A 17,878-nucleotide genomic window follows, 5' to 3' on the forward strand; every position below is an offset into this window, starting at 1 on the left:
CATTCATATTATCTTAAATCGACTTGTTTATCAATAGTATCTTTGCTAATATAAAAATAATTGAAATTGAGGTGAGATTATGGAAGTTATCAAAGGCATCATTAAAGATCACTATAAAAAGTATCCTAAAATGGAATTACAAGATTTTATTAAAATGTTCTATCAAAATTCATTTGGTCCAAAACACATTCAATCCAATCCTTCTTTAGAATCAACCATACAATTTGTTGAAGAAGAACTTGGTTATTTTGTGGAAAATTCAGAAACAAGACAAGTAGAATATATTGGAAATGATTATTATAGGGTATCTTTATCTGTTATTAAACATGGTTTATTAAGTCCATATCAACTAGGCCAAGCATTTTATCAATCTATGTTGGAATCACCTATCATTGAAGATTATAATATTCAATTATTTATCAATCAATTAAGATTATTGTGTGAGATGATTAACGAGAATATTTTACAGTTAGATAAGGAAAAGTGTCAATTAATGGTAGAAGAATATTTAGACAAGGGGATTAGACCTATTCATCATAGTGATACTTATAAAGAACTTTATCATCCACATTATCGACTTGTTCATAAAACGATATTAAGAAATTATCTGGAAATTTAATAAGAAACATAATTTATATTATTTATGCATATGTTGATGAATAATTACTATGTTTAAAAAGCTATCTTTAAAGAAAAAAGTAAATGATAATAACATTGAGTAAAAGTATGAATATGAAATTTTTTAAAAAACCCATTAATTATGGGTTTTTTTTAAAGGATATTGTATAATATTTATACGGGGGAAGGGTATGAAAAAATCTATTTGGATTGCTCAATTAGTCAGTGTATTAGTTGCGCTTGTTTTTGTTGTTTTTGCTATAGGAGCTTTGTATACCGACGAAGCTTTTGTTTATAGAGTATTAAATTTTCTAATACTGATTTCACCAGGAATTTTAATTGTCTTGGTATTTATATTTTTCAGGAATTTTTATAAGTTAAGTGGGTTAATGTACTTGGGTTTAGGAATTATATTTTTTTTCTTTTTTAGACCTTATAAGGATTTTGAACAGGATTGGCCTGTTTTACTGATGATTATTTTACCTTTAATCACGATTGGTATCATTCATTTATTATATAAGGACAAAACCAAAATAGAAATAAAATAATTCCCAAACAAGGACTTGACACTTTATATACTAAATCTTATAATAAATATATAAGTTAATAAAAATGTGAGTAAGGAGAACGAAGTAGGCCAAGCCTTTTTTCGTTCGTTTTATTTTTAGAGGTGAATAAGTATGCAACAAGTAATTCCGGCAATATCCAATCACAAAAAACTTAAAGAATTTTTAGAATCAGATTTATCTATGGGAATATTAATGAATTTCCAATTGGCTCAATTAGAAGTGATTGTGAACAAAATGAAAGAAGCTCGCAAGAAAATATTAATACACTCTGAGTTGATTAAAGGTTTATCTTCTGATGAGTATGGTGCTATTTATTTAATTCAAAATTTACAAGTAGATGGCATAATATCTAGTAAACCCAAAGTTATTGAAACTTGCAAGAAAAGAAATATTATGGGTGTATATAGGTTTTTTATAAAAGATACTATATCACTAGAACAAAGTATTGAAATAGCTCAAAGATTAAGACCGGATTTTATAGAAATATTACCCGGATCATGTTTTGAACTTATTCCAGATTTGAAGCAAAAGCTTAATTGTCAAATATGGATGGGTGGCTTAATAAATTCAGAAGCTAATATTCAACAATGCTTTATTCATGGTGCTAACGCTATCACAACATCTAATACTGATTATTGGCAATAAAACTTAATAAATAAAGAGCGATAAGAGCAAAGAAATGATTTTCATTTTTTTGCTTTTTATTATTTTTGGGAGGTTATTCATGTACGATTATATAATTATTGGCGCTGGTGTTATAGGTTCAGCAGTTGCTAGAGAACTATCGAAATATCAAGTTAAAGTCTTGTGTTTAGAAAAAGAAAATGATGTGGCAAATGTCCAAACATTAGCCAATTCAGCTATTATACATGCAGGACATAACCCTGAACCAGGCAGCTTAAAAGCAAGGTTAAGTTTATGGGGTAATCTCTTATATGACGATTTAGAAAGAGAACTAAATATACCCCTTTTAAGAACAGGCGCATTTGTGGTTGCTCATGGTAAGGAAGAAGAAAAAGACTTAGATAAATATGTTAAAATTTGTAAAGAAAACAAAGTACCTGGTTACCAATTACTCTCAGGTCAACAAGCAAGAAAGATTGAAAGAAATTTAGCAGGTTCTATTACTAAGGTATTATCTCTCCCTTCTACAAAAGTAACCAATCCATGGGAAGTAGCTTTTGCTTTAATGGAAAATGCTATTGAGAATGGAGTTAAATTAAAATTGAATCATCGAGTGACTAAAATTATAAAAGAGAATGATTTTTATTTAGTTGAGGTGAATCATCATATAAACTTTAAAACAAAAAATATCATCAATGCAGGAGGAGTAGCTAGTGATGATATTGGTCAAATGATTGAGATCCCTCCTTTTAAAATCAAGGGAAGAAAGGGAGAATACTATGTCTTGGATAAAAGAAATATTGGCTTTATTAACCATGTTATTTATCCCCTACCTAGTGAAAGAGGGAAAGGTGTTTTACTAACCCCTCAAGTTCATGGGGAAATATTAATAGGTCCAAGTTCTGAATTTGTAGATGACAAGCATCAAGCATCAACTACCCAAAAAGGCTTGGAATATGTTAAGGAACATTCAAAAGAATTAGCTAAAAATATACCATACAATCAAATTATAAGATCCTTTGCCGGTATAAGATCTACTTCGACTTATGATGATTTTTACATACAAGAATCAAAATATAATAAAGGTTTCTATTATCTAGGGGGTATTGAATCTCCTGGCTTAACAGCTGCACCGGCAATAGCTAAATATTTAATCAACGATGTTATTGGAGTTCAGAACCATTATTTAATAAATAATCAATTTAAACCTTATAGAAAAGCAAAAGTTGAGTTTCATCGCCTGCCATTGAATGATCAAAAACGACTTTTAGAAATAGAACCCAAATATGGAAAAATAATATGTAAGTGTGAGAAAATTACTGAAAAAGAAATCATTGATGCTATTCACGGTTTATTAGGTACACATACAATCAAAGGGATCAAAAAGAGAGTTAGAGCTGGGGCAGGTATATGTCAAGGTGGATATTGTGAAGAAAAAGTAATGAAAATACTTGCAAGAGAACTAAACTTAGACCCATTAGATATTATATATGATAAAGATAATTCTAAATTATTCTTGTCAGAAAGCAAGGTGGAAAAATGATTGACTGTATTGTCATCGGTGGGGGTGCTGGTGGATTAGCAGCTGCCATTGAAATTAAAAGATTAGGCCATAATGTTTTACTTATTGAAAGAGAAGATAAATTAGGTGGAATATTAAACCAATGTATTCATAACGGTTTTGGTCTAGAGATTTTTAAAGAAGAATATACAGGGCCAGAATATGCGGATAAATACATCAAATTATTTTTAAGAGAAAAAATAAATTATCTTATTGACACCACAGTCATAGATCTATATAAAGAAGAAGATATATTTATAGTAAAGACATCAAGTGAAACCTTAGGAATTCGAGAGTATAAATCAAAATCTATATGTTTATCGACAGGTTCATACGAGAGAACCAGAGGACAAATTTCTATTCCTGGAGACAGGCCCTATGGGGTCATAACTGCTGGATCAGCACAAAGATATATAAACATAGATGGGTATATGACTGGGAAAAGAGTTTTTATATTAGGTTCAGGAGATATTGGATTAATTATGGCTAGGAGAATGACTCTAGAAGGAGCCAAAGTCTTAGGTGTAGCTGAAATTATGCCGTATTCAAATGGTTTAAATCGCAATATTGTTCAATGTCTCAATGACTTTGACATTCCTCTTTACTTATCACATACAGTTACTAATATAAAAGCAGATGATTCAAATCATTTAAAAGAAATAAGGGTGATGAAGGTTGATGATAGTTTCAATGTGATTAAAGACACTGAAATAGATTTTCAAGTAGATACTTTATTACTATCCGTCGGATTAATACCAGATATTATCTTATTGGACCAACTCGATGTAGAAATTGATCCTTTAACTAAAAGTGTCAAAGTTGACCAGTCAAATCAAACAAGTATAGAAGGATTATTTGTATGTGGAAACGCCCTACAAATTCATGATTTGGTTGACAATGTATCTAAGGAAAGCCAAAGAACAGGAAAAGCTATCGATCTGTATTTGCGAAATACAAATCATTCAAACAAGAAAATCAGTTTTATTCCTGGGGTAAATATTGCATATCTTACGCCGCAATATATAGATTTCTCAAATCCTAATGAAAAGGTTGTTGTTTCTTTCAGGCCAAAGAAAAAAATAGAAAAATCATTGTTAAAAGTTATTCAAAACGATAGAATAGTATATGAGAAGAAGAAAATGTTTTTATTACCCGCAGAAATGGAAACTATAGAACTAGACATTTTGCATTTTGATGAAAATCAACCAATTACTTTAGAATTAGAGGTCATCTCATGATAAAAGAATATATATGCATTGTATGTCCTAGAGGTTGTAGGGTAAACGTGGATGAAAATTTAAATGTAAGTGGCAATCAATGTCAACGGGGAAAAACATATGCTTTAAATGAGATGAAATCACCGACGAGAATATTAACTACAACAATTAAAACAACCTTTCAAGATATGCCTAGGGTCTCTTGTAAAACTGACAAAGCAATTCCTAAATCATTATTATTTGCAGCTATGAAGATAATTAATCAAATGACTATAGATAAGTCCATGTATATTGGCGATATCGTCATTGAAAACATATTGGATACTGGAGCAAACGTTGTTTTAACAAAATCTATAAAGGAGTCCACAAATGAAGAAATATATTTTAGCGATTGATCAAGGAACAACGAGTACAAGAGCAATTATTTTTGATAAAAAATCCAAAATTATATCAATAGCCAATAAGGAGATTACTCAATTTTATCCTAAGCCAGGGTGGGTTGAGCAAGATGCTAATGAAATTTGGTTATCTGTTATTTCAACCATTACTCAGGCCTTAGTATTAAAAAATATTTTACCAAATCAGATTGATTCAATAGGTATTACCAATCAAAGAGAAACAACGGTCATTTGGGATAAAGAAAGTGGAGAACCCATCTATAATGCTGTTGTATGGCAATCAAGACAAAGTCAAGATATTTGTGATCAACTTGAAAAATCAGGTTATGAAGACAAGATTCGCCAAAAAACAGGTTTGTTAATAGACCCTTATTTTTCTGGTACAAAAATCAAATGGATTCTAGATCATGTAAAAGGTTCAAGAGAAAAAGCTAAACAAGGTAAACTTGCTTTTGGGACTATTGATTCTTGGCTTATATATAAGTTAACTGGTTATGTTCATAAAACTGATTACTCTAATGCTTCTAGAACTTTAATATATAATATTCATAATCTAAAATGGGACGATGAATTACTAGATATTTTAGATATACCTAAGAGTATTTTACCTGAAGTAGTAGATTCTTCAGGTTTGTTTGGTTATACTACACCGAGAAGTTTCTATGGAGAAAAAATCAAAATAACAGGAGTGGCTGGCGACCAGCAAGCATCTTTATTTGGACAATTATGTTCTAAAGAAGGTATGGTTAATTCAACTTATGGAACAGGTTGTTTTGTCTTAATGAACACTGGAAATCAAATTGTTCAATCAAAAAATGGAATGCTATCAACCATTGCTTGGAAAATTAAGGATCAAATTATCTATGCTTTGGAAGGCAGCGTATTCGTAGGTGGTTCATCGGTTCAATGGTTAAGAGACGGACTTAAAATTATTGCTTCTGCTGCAGAAACGGAAAAACTAGCTGAATCAATTCCTTCGACCGATGGTGTTTATGTCGTTCCTGCTTTTGTTGGATTAGGTACGCCTTATTGGGATTCTGATGCTAAAGGTGCAATTTTTGGTTTAACAAGGGGTACTGATGAAAGACAACTTGCAAGAGCGACTTTAGAAGCTATTGCATATCAAGTCATGGATGTATTAAAAGCCATGGAAGCAGATTCTAAAAAACCAATTCCATTAATTAAAGCAACTGGCGGAGCTACGATAAATCAATATTTAATGCAATTTCAAGCAGATATAATGAATATTGATGTTGGTAGACCTGAAATTATGGAAACTACAGCTTTAGGAGCTGCATACTTGGCAGGTCTTGAAAGTGGTTATTGGAAAAACATAGATGAAATTAATCAACATAAAAATGATGATGATGTATTTAAACCAAAAATGAGTGAAGCAAAAAGAAAACAACTCATCAAAGGATGGAAAATGGCTGTAGAAGCAACTCGATTCTTTAAACCTTAATGGAATATATTTTGTTGACACAGCAACTATCCTATGGTATGATATTTTTAGAAAAGATAATGTAAGCGCTTAGAGACCAAGAGCAGTATAATACACATTTTTGTGTTTTTGTTCTTGGTTTTTTATTTAGGTATATAGATTTTATATATAAATATTCATTTTATGGAGGGAGAAAAAAATGAAGCATTTGTCAAAACCGTTAAAATGGGTTCTTTCATTATTAGCGGTCATTATTGTCGCAAGCTTGGCGGCAAGTCTAGTTCAAAATTCATTCTTTTCAGTTAAAGTTGATAAAGTAAACTTTGAAACTGAAAATGGTGAGTTGTCAGGATATTTGTATGTGCCTAGAGATGTGGATGCAAGTAATCCTGCACCAGCTGTTGTTTTAACACATGGATATTTAAACAACGCTGAAATGCAAGAAATTGGTGCTATTGAATTATCGAGAAGAGGTTATGTAGTTCTAGCCTTTGATATGTATGATCATGGTGACTCTACTTGGGATACCCCAGCAGCTTTTAGATTTTTCATCAATTCTGTATATGATGCTGCATCATATATGTATGATCAAGATTATGTATTAAAAGACGCTAATGGTAATGGAATGATCGGGGTTAGTGGTCATTCTATGGGGGGCTTCTCTTCGACTTATGCTGTTGTCTTTGATGAAACAAATTTTGCAGCATTGGGCTATCGGAAAATAGCTGCAGCTTTACCTGTGGGATCAGATTATCGATATGTATATGATGGCTCTTGGAATATATATGGCACTAGATCTGCTGGACATATTGCTGCCCATTATGATCAATTTTTCTTTGATAATTCTTCAGATCCAGTAGGAACAGTTATTTATAAGGATTTTGTCCAAGATGAAGTTGGCTTAAAGTTTTTAGGAAGAGATGATGAAGGAAGTGCAGAAGCTGGTGTTTGGTATTCAAAAGATGGTGGTCAAAGAGTTATTTATACACCAGATGAAACTCATCCACAAAATACATGGTCAATTGAATCAGGGAAAAATACAGTTGAATTCTTTGAAAAAGCATTTGAATATCAATTAAGCCTTCATGGTTTAGGTGATTTAGAGGATTATGGTATTTCGACTGGCTCTACAGGACAAGTATGGTGGTTAAAAGAGGCTTTTACTTTAATTGCTTTAATAGGTTTAATTGCTATGATATTCCCATTATTTATGGTTGTTTCAAAACTTCCTGTATTTAATAAGATGCATAGAGAAGTTGCAGTTACTAATGAAAATATTGAATTAGATTCTAAAGAAAACAAATATTTAAAATTCTTTATTATAGTGATTGTTGCTTTATTAGCAGCTTATTACTTGCCTCACTTCATGGATAGATCGGCTGACCTTGATACTATTGCTAACGCTATGTATTATGTCATTGCTGGAGCAATTGTTCTATCTATATTTATGTGGATAGGTGCTGTTCTAAAAGATGATAATTCACAAGCACTGAAAAAAGCTAAGTCAGTTACACTTGGTGCAGTTGTTATTATACTTGTTGCTTTATCTTATCGTTGGATCTTAAACAACAAAGATATAGCTACTCAATTAACTTATTATTCAGCACCATCAATTAACACCATAGTATATTGGGCTTTAACTTCAGGCGGTTTGATACTCATGGTAACATTAGGTACTACTCCTATATTTAACTACGGTAATAAAATAGAAAATCCTTACGGATTAAAAGTATCTTTAATACAATTATTAACTTCTTTACTAACAGCTTTAGTACTAGCTTTTGGATTGCTACTATTGATTGGATTGGTAGAATGGATATTCTTAACTGATTTTAGATTCTATACATATGCTATAAAAATCTTTAATTCACATCAATTTGTAGCTGCTTGGAGATACATTCCATTGTTCTTATTCTATTATTTTGCTGCTGGTATGAGTGTCTATGTTAATACTAAAAACATGAAAAATTGGAAAGGCGACCTATTAGCTGCTTTCTTATTAGCTGGACCAGTTGTTTTGTTCTTAATCTATCAATATAGTATGTTATATAATACTGGAGTTGCTGCTTATCCTAACTTTAATTTAAGTGCTATTTTATCTGTTGGATTAATTCCTACTTTAGTTTTTGCGGCAATCATTATGAGAAGATTCTCTATGAAAAACAACCATATTTGGACAGGTGTTTTCTTCTCAACAATATTCTTTACAATCATTACATTGGCTAATACTGTAGTGTATTTGTTAAGTATAAAATAAATTATTATTCTAAAATAAAAAATCCTCAAGAGCCATGAAGGCTTTTGAGGATTTCTTTAATGAATCTCTTAAGTTGGTGTGACAGTAAAGCCACTACTCTCAAATCGCATAGAAATTACAGTATTTGTATAAGTGTTATATAAAACACCATTAATATAAATGCTAATAGGGAAAGTTTTAACATTGAATATATCAAAGTAGAAGAAAGAATCAGCTACGACAGAGTAATTAATAAAAATATTATAGTTATCATTAAGTAATCTTTCTATTTCTACAGTTAAGGTTTCACCAGATATAATTTCATAATTGAAAACCATCATAGAAAAATCATATGTTGATAAATTATTTTTAATTGTATTAATTGAGTCTTGATGAATAAAATCAACCTTAGAGATGAATTGTAAGGTTTCCTCAGTAGCAGCTGGTGCTTGATAATTAAAAACAATATTATTGATAGTAATTTGACCGTTTGTTACTGCAACAAGAAAAACATAGAAGTCAGGTATGACTGTTTCATCAACAACTATTAAAGAACCTGTATCAGTATCTTCTACAACTGCGGTCCATGCATTATTAGCTATCATGGTGTTGGTTATGCCCGAAGCACCAAAACCGATGACTCCAGGTGATTGTTTATTTTTAAATATTCTATTTGGTTGATAAATCCCGTTAGCATCATAACCAGAAAGGTAAGAAAAATTACCTCCACCTCCATAAGTCGATGTAACATCTCCTAAATCTTGAGGGTTATTGGTAGGTCTAACATATAAAAACACTGCATCAGGATGGTTAATTGGGTTGAATGTAGAACCAACAGCTGGTGTTGTAAAGGCAGATAAATTTTGGAATATTTGATAGTTTGTTGTAGAAAAATCAATTAAACCAACAACATCAATATTTTCTCTAGAATACTTAGATTGAGCTGTCCCTATGATATAGCCATCAGTTTCCAATTTATCAATCAAATAAACTGGATCTGGATCATTGGTGCTTTGTGAAATTCTCAAGGTAGAAAGTGAATAACCTATATTAAGTTTATTAGATGAAATAGCGTTGCTTAATCTTAAAGTTGAACTACCATTGATATACCAATTACCATATGTTGTTTGTGCATAAGATAAAGCTGCATAGGCAGAAGGCGCATCCATGGTAAAGTTATAAGAGTTTCTAGGACTAGCAGAAACCAATCCACCATCCGTTTCATTGAAACCTATTAAACCATACTGGCTTCTATTTAAATCACCATTAGGGTCAGAATCTATGAATGGTTTACTTACAAATACATTTTCTAAAAGGCTACCCACACCTAAGTGACCGACAATGTATCCTGTAGCCCTATTGACTAAATTATTATTATGTTCATGAAAGGTTGGAGTTATTTCTGATATCACAGGGTTACTTAGAATAATGGGTTCAATAATAAAAAAATTTGATATGATTGAACCAGAACCAGCATATCCGAAAAAACCAATATCTTGTTTGCCACTACCATCAATTGTTAAATGGTGAACTTCAGATAAATTACCATCAAAGACTCCAGTGAAAGGATAGTCATGGTCACCTATTGGTGGAATGGTTTTATAAAAAGAAGGTATGAGTGGATCACTATAATCTATAATAATAGGATTACCTGTATCTTTGTCAGCTACTTTAAAATAAAATGACTGAATACCCGTAAGATTTGGGTCTTGATCTTCCAAATAGCCTAGATTTTGTAGCATGGACAAGTTAAACATATGTTCAGGTGATTCAATGATAAAAGGATCCGTTTGTGATCCATCCCCATCAGCGAAATAGTTAACCCGAGTTCTTCCTAAAATATCATTTTCAAAATTATAGGTATAGTCTAACCACGAATAAGTGATAAGGATCAGCGTTACAAGACTCACAATGAATAAAGAAAATATAGATAATATTCTTCTAACTTTCATTATAATTCCACCTCTCTTATCACAATTTTAATGTCTTGATAAAAAATGATGGTACCAATATTATTAACATCCAGCTGACTATTGTCAATGACAGATTCGATTCTTGTTTCATCATAGGAAATATTAAAGTAAATATAAATTTCATTAAAATTTGCATCCAAAGTAATATTTTCATAATTGATTGAGCCAGTATAAACATCGCTAATATCATAAAATTTTGATGTTGAGATCTCATTAAAATCATTTGTTAAATTATTATATAAGTTACTACCCTCTGGACTTAAAGTATAAGAACTAGTATTAAGGAATTGAATAAAAGATACTTCGCTTAAATATATAGCGTCTAAAGGAGGATTAGATGCCATAGTCGAATCGGCAATTAAATCCAATGATATTTGTGTGTTTTCAGAAATATTATAAATTAAATGTAATTCAATAAATATATTGTTATATTCATTATTTACAGTTAATATAGGGTCATATTCAGAAATGTAGATACCAGGTTCATTAAGATCAATCGGATTCCAAAAACCTTGGGTATATACTTCAATTTGGTCATAATCTTGATCATAACGATATACATCATAGTAGGTGTAATAGTTTAATTCATAGTCTTCTATAACTCCACCAGAGATACTTAATGGAATCGCTGAGGTATTAACTTCAGTACTTATCGCAAACCAAGCCAAAGAAACCACAAAAAATGCGGCTATTGATAAAAATAATTCAATAATTGACAAGATTAATCTACGATTATCCATAGTATCTCCTTTATTTGAAAGTTTTAACTAACTTTATTATACTATATATTTTTTGGGAATATAACGTTTTGCTTAATTATGATGATATTTAATTACTTATATACAGTCTTTTTTTTTTTATAAATTGTTAAAATTTATAATTTATATAATTTTTTTTGTTTTTAATCATACACTCTTTTTAAAACGATAATATGGCTATTTTTAGTTTTTTTATTCTAATAATTATCATATAAATGATAAGTGTCGGTGGCGCAAAAAAAGATTTATTATTTTTTTTAAATTTTTTCTTGACATTATATTAAAAATTTGTTAATTTATATAGGTTGGTTTTTTAAAAAAAGATAAACAAAACTTTTTTTAAACAAAATTTTTTCAATTTCCCTTTAAAATAAAAATAAGAGACTCCAAGAGGAGTCTTTTATTTTTTTATATAAAATTTTTTAAAAGTTTATATCATTATTAATCATATATATTATAAATTTATCTACGACTTCTGGATCAAACTGGCTTGCTTTATTCGATTTTAATTCTTCAATTGCTTCTTCAATCGTCAAAGGAATTCTATATGTTCTTTGTTCAGTCATTGCGTCAAATGCATCTGCAACCGCAATTATTCTAGATTCTAAAGGAATATTATGTCCTTTAACTCCCTTTGGATAGCCATGACCATCAAATCTCTCATGGTGGGATAAAACGATATTGGCAATATCTAAATATTCTGGAACAGAAGATAAAATTCTGAATCCTGATTCAGGGTGTTTGTTAATTTTTTTTCTTTCAGATTCGTTAAGTCTAGCAGGTTTATCAAGAATCTCTTCAGCAATATTTATTTTTACAATATCATGGAGTCTACCTGCTAGTTCCACCCTATTGGTAAAAGCTGTACCTAATTCAAATATTTTAGCGATTTCTCTAGCGATGACAGATACTCTCTCAGAATGCATTTTCTCTCTTTTGCTTTTTTCAAATAAAGTAGCCATAATAACATCAATCGTTTTTATGGAAATACTAGATCCGTCATAGATTTTATTGCTATTCATATTAATTAAGGCCTGGTTGTAAGTTTCTGAAATACTTTTTCCCTTATCACTAATATAATCAATGCCATATGACATATTGACGTTAAAATCAAAGAGGTCGATTTGATTAATTTGTTCTTTCACTTTTTCAGTAATTTTGTTTGCTTGATCAAGATTAGCTGAAGTAAAGATAAGGGCAAACTCATCTCCACCAATCCGATAAGGAATAACATCATCTAAATCATCAGTGATATTTTTTATTTGATTAGCAATTTCAACCAAGACTTGATTACCAACATCATAACCAAAAGAAGTATTGATGATTTGGAAAGTGTTAATATCAAAAGTAGCAATAGCAATAGGTAATTCTTTCATATTGTCTGGATTTAAAATAAAAGTATCAAAAGAAGCGCGATTATATAATTTTGTTAAATTATCTAATTGAGTTAATTCTCTTATTTGTTGCTGGTTTTTAAATTGTTCAGTTAAGTCTTCAACAACACCTATACCACCAATTACTTTGTCTTCTTGAAAAATAGGCGAAAATTGAACTCGAGTTGGAAAAACTTTACCAGTAAGAGATGACTCGTAGTATCCTTCATAAAGAGAAATTTGTCCAGAAAGTGATTCTTTAACTCTAAGAACCAACTGTTTGTTAGGAAGTTTAAGCATATCTAGATTTATTAAGTCACTTTTTTTGGCATCTAATATACTAGCGAAAGCTTGATTAGCAATCTCAATGACACCTTCTGAATTAAATTGAATTATACCTAGTTTTGAATTATCAATTAATGATCGGTATTTCTTTTCGCTTTTTTCAATAAGGATATTGGCTGTTACACTTTTTTCATGATTTACAATGGCAATACACAAAATCATTGTCGCGATTGGATAGAAAATCAATACGATTAAACCAATATTTTTGATAACTTCAAAGTTTTGAGGATATGGGATGGCAAGTTGAGATATTAACATAAAGATATGGACTAAAATACCAAATAAGTAATATTGCAAGTATTTATGAATTTTTAGTTTATTTTGAATATAATTTTTCCAAACCCAACCAACACCTAAGGCGGTTATAAGAGACAAAACACCAGCGTAAACTCCTGGACCACCAATATATATTCTATATGCTATGGCTACTAATGTGGCAATGAATGAAGTGATAGGTGAAAAAAACAAAGCTGTTACAGAAATCATTACAGTTCTAGTATCAAAGAAGACACCAGTTGCCATTTGCCAAGCATTAATCATTATAAAAATGGTTATTAAACCAATGACGATACCAAAAATAAAATCGAATAAACGATTTTTGAGTTTAATTTTAGAGTTAGTTAAACTAATAATAAAAACTAAACCAAACAGTAAAATTATATTGATTAGTATGTCTCTAAGAATTATCAAAAAAATCCTCCATTAAAAACTGATTTTATCATCTATAATGGAATTCTATCACTTAAATATGTTTAAAGCAATTGTTTTAATTCATGGTAGGATTAAAGGTTTTGATAATTAAATAAGGATTAATTTCCTATTTTTTAAATCAAAATGAAATTTACTTCTTTATGTTGTATAATAAAGATAATTGTAATGAGGAGGTCAAAATGGCAAAGATAAATAAAATCATCATCATTAACTCACACACTTTAAAATTAGATCAAGATGCAAAAAGAGGAGATGAAATTAATCTGCTTGATTTAGAGACTATTGATACAAGCATTTTATCTCAGAAAATAGACCAGTCAAAAGACCAAGAGTATAACAAAAGGCTTTTAGCCTTAGAAAATAGACTACAACTTGAAAAGGAAAGAGATATTGAAAAGGCAACAAAAGAAAGCCAATCTGAGATTATTAGACTTCAAGAACAAATAAGTAGCCAAGAAAACCAATTGAAAGTCAAATTTTCTAGTGAATATGAACTAATAATTGAAAAATTTAAATATCAAATACAAGATTTAGAAAAAGAAAAAAACCAAATTTTAAGTCAATTGAAAAAAGATATTGAACTTGCTGAACAAAAGAAAATTAATGAGTTAAAAGATGATATTAATCAGTATAAAAACCAAATTCAAGACCTCGTCAAAGAAAATAATAATATTAAAACACAAGCTGCTTTAAAACAAGAACTAGCTGTTAAAGAAAAAGAAAATCTCCTAAATAATACGATTCAAGAAAAAGAAGCAGTCATCGCAAGACTATCTAAAGAAAAAATGAGTTTGAATATTAAGAAAATGGGTGAAGAATTAGAAATATGGGTTGACCAAGAATATCAAAATCATGCCTTACAAGGTTTTGAATCATGTCAATGGTACAAGGACAATGAATCAATCAACGATTATGGCGATTCTAAAGGTACCAAAGCAGATTTTATTTTCAAGGTGTATTCTGATCAAGAATATATAGAAGAGAAATTATTAACTTCTGTTGCAATTGAAATTAAAACAGAAGATCAAACTTCAACTTATAAAAAGAAAAACGCTGATCATTACGATAAACTTGATAAAGATCGACAAAAAAAGAACTGTGAATATGCTTTGTTAATTAGTGAGTTGGAATGGGACAGTATCAATGACGCACCAATAAGAAAAGTTCAAGGTTATGATAAAATGTATATGGTTAGACCACAGTATTTTATAGTATTCCTTAGCATTGTGTCTGCCTTAGGAAAAAAATATCATGAATTAATTTTAAACAAACATATAGAAAGAAAAAAATTTAAGGAAACTGAAGAAATATTAAATGAACTTGAATTGATGAAAGATGATATATTAGATAAATCAATCACTTATTTACAAAATAAAATGGACGAAATTAGAAAATCTGCAGATAATATAGAAAAAGAAGCTAAAAATATTTTAGAAGCAAGTCGAATTGTAATTGATTCCCATGTAAGAACAATTGTTAATAAAATTAATAACTTTAAATTACACAATATTATTGAGAAAATAGAGACTTTAAATGACTAAAATTTTATAAAACGGAGATATTAATGAAAATAACAAAGAAGATACCACGATTACCAATCATGTCCTTGGTTTTGCTATTTTTAGTGGTAATGACTGTCTTATTTGCTTTTATTTCGGATTTAATTTCTGATAAGCAAATAGAAAATTTGACTTTAAAAAGAGATGTGGCAGTATCTAAAATACAAAGAGAATTAGTTGAAACTGAATCTTTACTTATTTCTATGGCTTTATCAATTGAAAATGGTATGGCCATAGGAGATTTAGAAGAGATTTTAAATGATATTGATGAAAAAAATGACAATATTACGCAAATGTTTTATGGGTTAGAAGATGATTCTTATATTATCACAGATGATAATTATGGTGAAGCAGTCATTGTTACACAAAGACCATGGTATATTGATGCGAAAAATCAAGGCGGTATGGTCTATACAGATGCTTATTTGGATGAGGTAACTGGTGGACCGGTTATGACACTCGCTATCCCAGTATATGGTGATAATCAACAACTTAAAGGTGTTTTAGGGGCAGATGTTAGTGTAGTTACTGTGACTGATTTTATTAGAGATTTTATTGAAATAGAAAAAGGATATGCCTTCTTGTTAGATAGTCAAGGACAAGTGATTGGCCATCCTTTGATTGATCATAATTCATCAACTTTGATGAATTATGATGATTTTGATATTCCTTTTTCATCTCTTAATAAAAATCAAGGTATCACATCATATCTTAAAACTGGAAATCAATATGGAAAAATATCTTACATGTACTTTGAAAACTCATCTTTTGTTTTTGGTATTTTTATGACAAGAGCTGAATTAAATCAATCTTTGATAACATTTTTAATCGTTTCTATTTCTATTTTAGTTTTAATGGTCTCAGTTTTTACTGTAATCATTATTATTTATAAAAGTCATGTTGAGAAACCTATGAATCGATTAATTGAAGATATTAATCGGATTGATATTTCTAAAAATTCCGATTTTAGATTAGAAACTAGCAATAAAGTAGGATTCACTCCTGCAAGAATTGCCTTAAATAATCTTATTGATATGTCTGTTAACTATCAAGACCAATTGGAAGAATCCTTAGAAGAGTTATCTTTAGAAAACCAGAAATTTGAGTCTTTATTATCTTCATCATCAGATATAGTTTTTGTGATTGATACATTTAAGCGATATATCAATGTCTTTGGTTCAGTCAAAGATGTCTTGGGCATTTCTAAAGAAGAAATTATTGGCAAGACTCATGAAGAAGCTTTTGGTTATAAGTATGCTATGGAAAGAAATGATGAATACGATAGAGTATTGAATGGAGAGTCAGTAATATATTCTTGGGAAAGTCATTTTATGGGTAAAACTTATTATTTCGAAAATATTTTAAATCCAATCTTTAATCAAGATAAAATCGTTATTGGTGCAGTTGGTGTTGCTAGGGATATAACCGAACAAGAAAATCGATACCAAGAATTATTGTATATTTCTACTCATGATTACTTAACAGACCTATATAACCGTAAAGTCTATTATGAACGATTAAAAGAATTGAATGACTCTGAACAATTTCCTTTTGCGGTTATCAATTTAGATTTTAATGGGTTAAAATTAATTAATGATGCTTTTGGTCATGAGTATGGCGATTTAGCATTGAAAAAAACTGCTGAAATACTAAAAAATCTTATTGGAGAAAATGACTCTGTTTATCGTGTCAGCGGTGATGAGTTTTCTGTAATTATGGTTAATGCTTATAAACAAGATGTAATTCAGTTTAGAAGTCACTTGTTTGACGAACTTAAAAAAACAAAAATTAAGAATTTGAGTTTATCTGTAGCCATGGGTTATTTTATTCAAAAAGATCGCTTAACACCATTGGATGAAGTTAGAAAAAATGCAGAAAATGATATGTATAGACAAAAAATACTTGACCGTAAGTCTGTAAAGAACAAGGCTATTTCAGCCATACTAAAAACTTTAACCGACAAATATGATTATGAGAAAAGACATTCAGAACGTGTCATGAAAATCTCGGCTAAAATTGGTAAAGCTTTAAAACTTGATGATGATTCAATTAAAGCATTGTCAACTGCGGCTTTGTTCCATGATATTGGGAAAATTTCTTTGCCTGATAATATTTTAAATAAGGCGGATAAATTAACTCCAGAGGAGTATGAAGTCATTAAAACCCATACAAGTAATGGATATGAAATACTTAACACAGCTGATGAATATTCTGAATTAGCGATTCATGCATCAAGCCATCATGAAAGATATGATGGTAAAGGCTATCCTCACGGGTTGAAAGGTGAACAAATTCCTTACTATTCAAGAATTATATGTATAGCTGATGCTTATGAAGCTATGACATCTGACCGTCCTTACAGGAGAAGATTAAGTAAGGAAAAAGCTAGACAAGAGATTATTGATAACGCTGGAAGCCAGTTTGATCCAAAAATTGCAAAGGTATTTATTGATTTATTAGACAAAGAAGAAGCTTAGAAATAAGTTTCTTTTTTA

At 30.0% G+C, this 17,878-nt stretch carries 13 protein-coding genes; 10 read left to right on the forward strand and 3 right to left on the reverse strand.

Annotated elements, in window-relative coordinates:
* The first annotated feature begins 79 nt into the window (after positions 1–79).
* The 8 genes from HF295_RS08275 to HF295_RS08310 all read left to right on the forward strand — a co-directional run bounded on the left by HF295_RS08275 (position 80) and on the right by HF295_RS08310 (position 8,685).
* Positions 80–619, forward strand: a complete 540-nt coding sequence (locus HF295_RS08275) for a hypothetical protein (protein ID WP_312031705.1) — start codon at positions 80–82, stop codon at positions 617–619.
* Between the two features lie 190 nt (positions 620–809).
* Positions 810–1,166 carry a DUF7670 domain-containing protein gene (locus HF295_RS08280; protein WP_312031706.1) on the forward strand — a complete coding sequence of 119 codons (357 nt, stop codon included), beginning with the start codon at positions 810–812 and terminating at the stop codon, positions 1,164–1,166.
* 132 nt (positions 1,167–1,298) lie between these two features.
* On the forward strand, positions 1,299–1,832 hold the full coding sequence (locus tag HF295_RS08285) for a glycerol-3-phosphate responsive antiterminator (protein WP_312031707.1): 534 nt from the start codon (positions 1,299–1,301) through the stop codon (positions 1,830–1,832).
* A 79-nt stretch (positions 1,833–1,911) separates the two neighbouring features.
* Positions 1,912–3,354 carry an NAD(P)/FAD-dependent oxidoreductase gene (locus HF295_RS08290; protein ID WP_312031708.1) on the forward strand — a complete coding sequence of 481 codons (1,443 nt, stop codon included), beginning with the start codon at positions 1,912–1,914 and terminating at the stop codon, positions 3,352–3,354.
* Positions 3,351–4,610 carry an NAD(P)/FAD-dependent oxidoreductase gene (locus tag HF295_RS08295; RefSeq protein ID WP_312031709.1) on the forward strand — a complete coding sequence of 420 codons (1,260 nt, stop codon included), beginning with the start codon at positions 3,351–3,353 and terminating at the stop codon, positions 4,608–4,610. The genes HF295_RS08290 and HF295_RS08295 overlap by 4 nt, the downstream gene beginning before the upstream one ends.
* Entirely contained in the window at positions 4,607–4,984 is a 378-nt protein-coding gene (locus tag HF295_RS08300) for a DUF1667 domain-containing protein (protein WP_312031710.1), read from the forward strand. Before HF295_RS08295 ends, HF295_RS08300 begins: the two co-directional genes overlap by 4 nt.
* Positions 4,959–6,449: a glycerol kinase GlpK gene (glpK, locus tag HF295_RS08305; protein WP_312031711.1), complete on the forward strand. Its 1,491-nt coding sequence runs from the start codon at positions 4,959–4,961 to the stop codon at positions 6,447–6,449. The genes HF295_RS08300 and glpK overlap by 26 nt, the downstream gene beginning before the upstream one ends.
* A 178-nt stretch (positions 6,450–6,627) precedes the next feature.
* On the forward strand, positions 6,628–8,685 hold the full coding sequence (locus HF295_RS08310; RefSeq protein ID WP_312031712.1) for a dienelactone hydrolase family protein: 2,058 nt from the start codon (positions 6,628–6,630) through the stop codon (positions 8,683–8,685).
* Between the two features lie 68 nt (positions 8,686–8,753).
* On the opposite strand, the gene HF295_RS08315 is transcribed toward HF295_RS08310, so the two are convergent.
* From HF295_RS08315 to HF295_RS08325, 3 genes are all read right to left on the reverse strand, one after another.
* Positions 8,754–10,616 carry a hypothetical protein gene (locus HF295_RS08315; protein ID WP_312031713.1) on the reverse strand — a complete coding sequence of 621 codons (1,863 nt, stop codon included), beginning with the start codon at positions 10,614–10,616 and terminating at the stop codon, positions 8,754–8,756.
* Positions 10,616–11,377, reverse strand: coding sequence for a hypothetical protein (locus HF295_RS08320; RefSeq protein WP_312031714.1), 762 nt, complete (start codon positions 11,375–11,377; stop codon positions 10,616–10,618). The genes HF295_RS08315 and HF295_RS08320 overlap by 1 nt, the downstream gene beginning before the upstream one ends.
* Positions 11,378–11,817: 440 nt before the next feature.
* Entirely contained in the window at positions 11,818–13,803 is a 1,986-nt protein-coding gene (locus HF295_RS08325) for an HD domain-containing phosphohydrolase (protein ID WP_312031715.1), read from the reverse strand.
* A 200-nt stretch (positions 13,804–14,003) separates the two neighbouring features.
* On the opposite strand from HF295_RS08325, the gene HF295_RS08330 reads away from it, so the two are divergent.
* Both HF295_RS08330 and HF295_RS08335 read left to right on the forward strand, forming a co-directional pair.
* Positions 14,004–15,365, forward strand: coding sequence for a DUF2130 domain-containing protein (locus tag HF295_RS08330; RefSeq protein ID WP_312031716.1), 1,362 nt, complete (start codon positions 14,004–14,006; stop codon positions 15,363–15,365).
* Positions 15,366–15,388: 23 nt separating this feature from the next.
* Positions 15,389–17,860 carry an HD domain-containing phosphohydrolase gene (locus tag HF295_RS08335; RefSeq protein WP_312031717.1) on the forward strand — a complete coding sequence of 824 codons (2,472 nt, stop codon included), beginning with the start codon at positions 15,389–15,391 and terminating at the stop codon, positions 17,858–17,860.
* Positions 17,861–17,878 lie beyond the last annotated feature (18 nt).

The sequence above is a fragment of the Hujiaoplasma nucleasis genome (assembly GCF_013745115.1).
Lineage (GTDB): Bacteria > Bacillota_I > Bacilli_A > Izemoplasmatales > Hujiaoplasmataceae > Hujiaoplasma > Hujiaoplasma nucleasis.

Coding starts and splice junctions, on each gene's coding strand:
- glpK (WP_312031711.1), top strand. CDS start 4,959: ATGAAGAAATATATTTTAGCGATTGATCAAGGAACAACGAGTACAAGA.
- HF295_RS08300 (WP_312031710.1), top strand. CDS start 4,607: ATGATAAAAGAATATATATGCATTGTATGTCCTAGAGGTTGTAGGGTA.
- HF295_RS08285 (WP_312031707.1), top strand. CDS start 1,299: ATGCAACAAGTAATTCCGGCAATATCCAATCACAAAAAACTTAAAGAA.
- HF295_RS08310 (WP_312031712.1), top strand. CDS start 6,628: ATGAAGCATTTGTCAAAACCGTTAAAATGGGTTCTTTCATTATTAGCG.
- HF295_RS08315 (WP_312031713.1), bottom strand. CDS start 10,616: ATGAAAGTTAGAAGAATATTATCTATATTTTCTTTATTCATTGTGAGT.
- HF295_RS08330 (WP_312031716.1), top strand. CDS start 14,004: ATGGCAAAGATAAATAAAATCATCATCATTAACTCACACACTTTAAAA.
- HF295_RS08335 (WP_312031717.1), top strand. CDS start 15,389: ATGAAAATAACAAAGAAGATACCACGATTACCAATCATGTCCTTGGTT.
- HF295_RS08280 (WP_312031706.1), top strand. CDS start 810: ATGAAAAAATCTATTTGGATTGCTCAATTAGTCAGTGTATTAGTTGCG.
- HF295_RS08295 (WP_312031709.1), top strand. CDS start 3,351: ATGATTGACTGTATTGTCATCGGTGGGGGTGCTGGTGGATTAGCAGCT.
- HF295_RS08275 (WP_312031705.1), top strand. CDS start 80: ATGGAAGTTATCAAAGGCATCATTAAAGATCACTATAAAAAGTATCCT.
- HF295_RS08290 (WP_312031708.1), top strand. CDS start 1,912: ATGTACGATTATATAATTATTGGCGCTGGTGTTATAGGTTCAGCAGTT.
- HF295_RS08320 (WP_312031714.1), bottom strand. CDS start 11,377: ATGGATAATCGTAGATTAATCTTGTCAATTATTGAATTATTTTTATCA.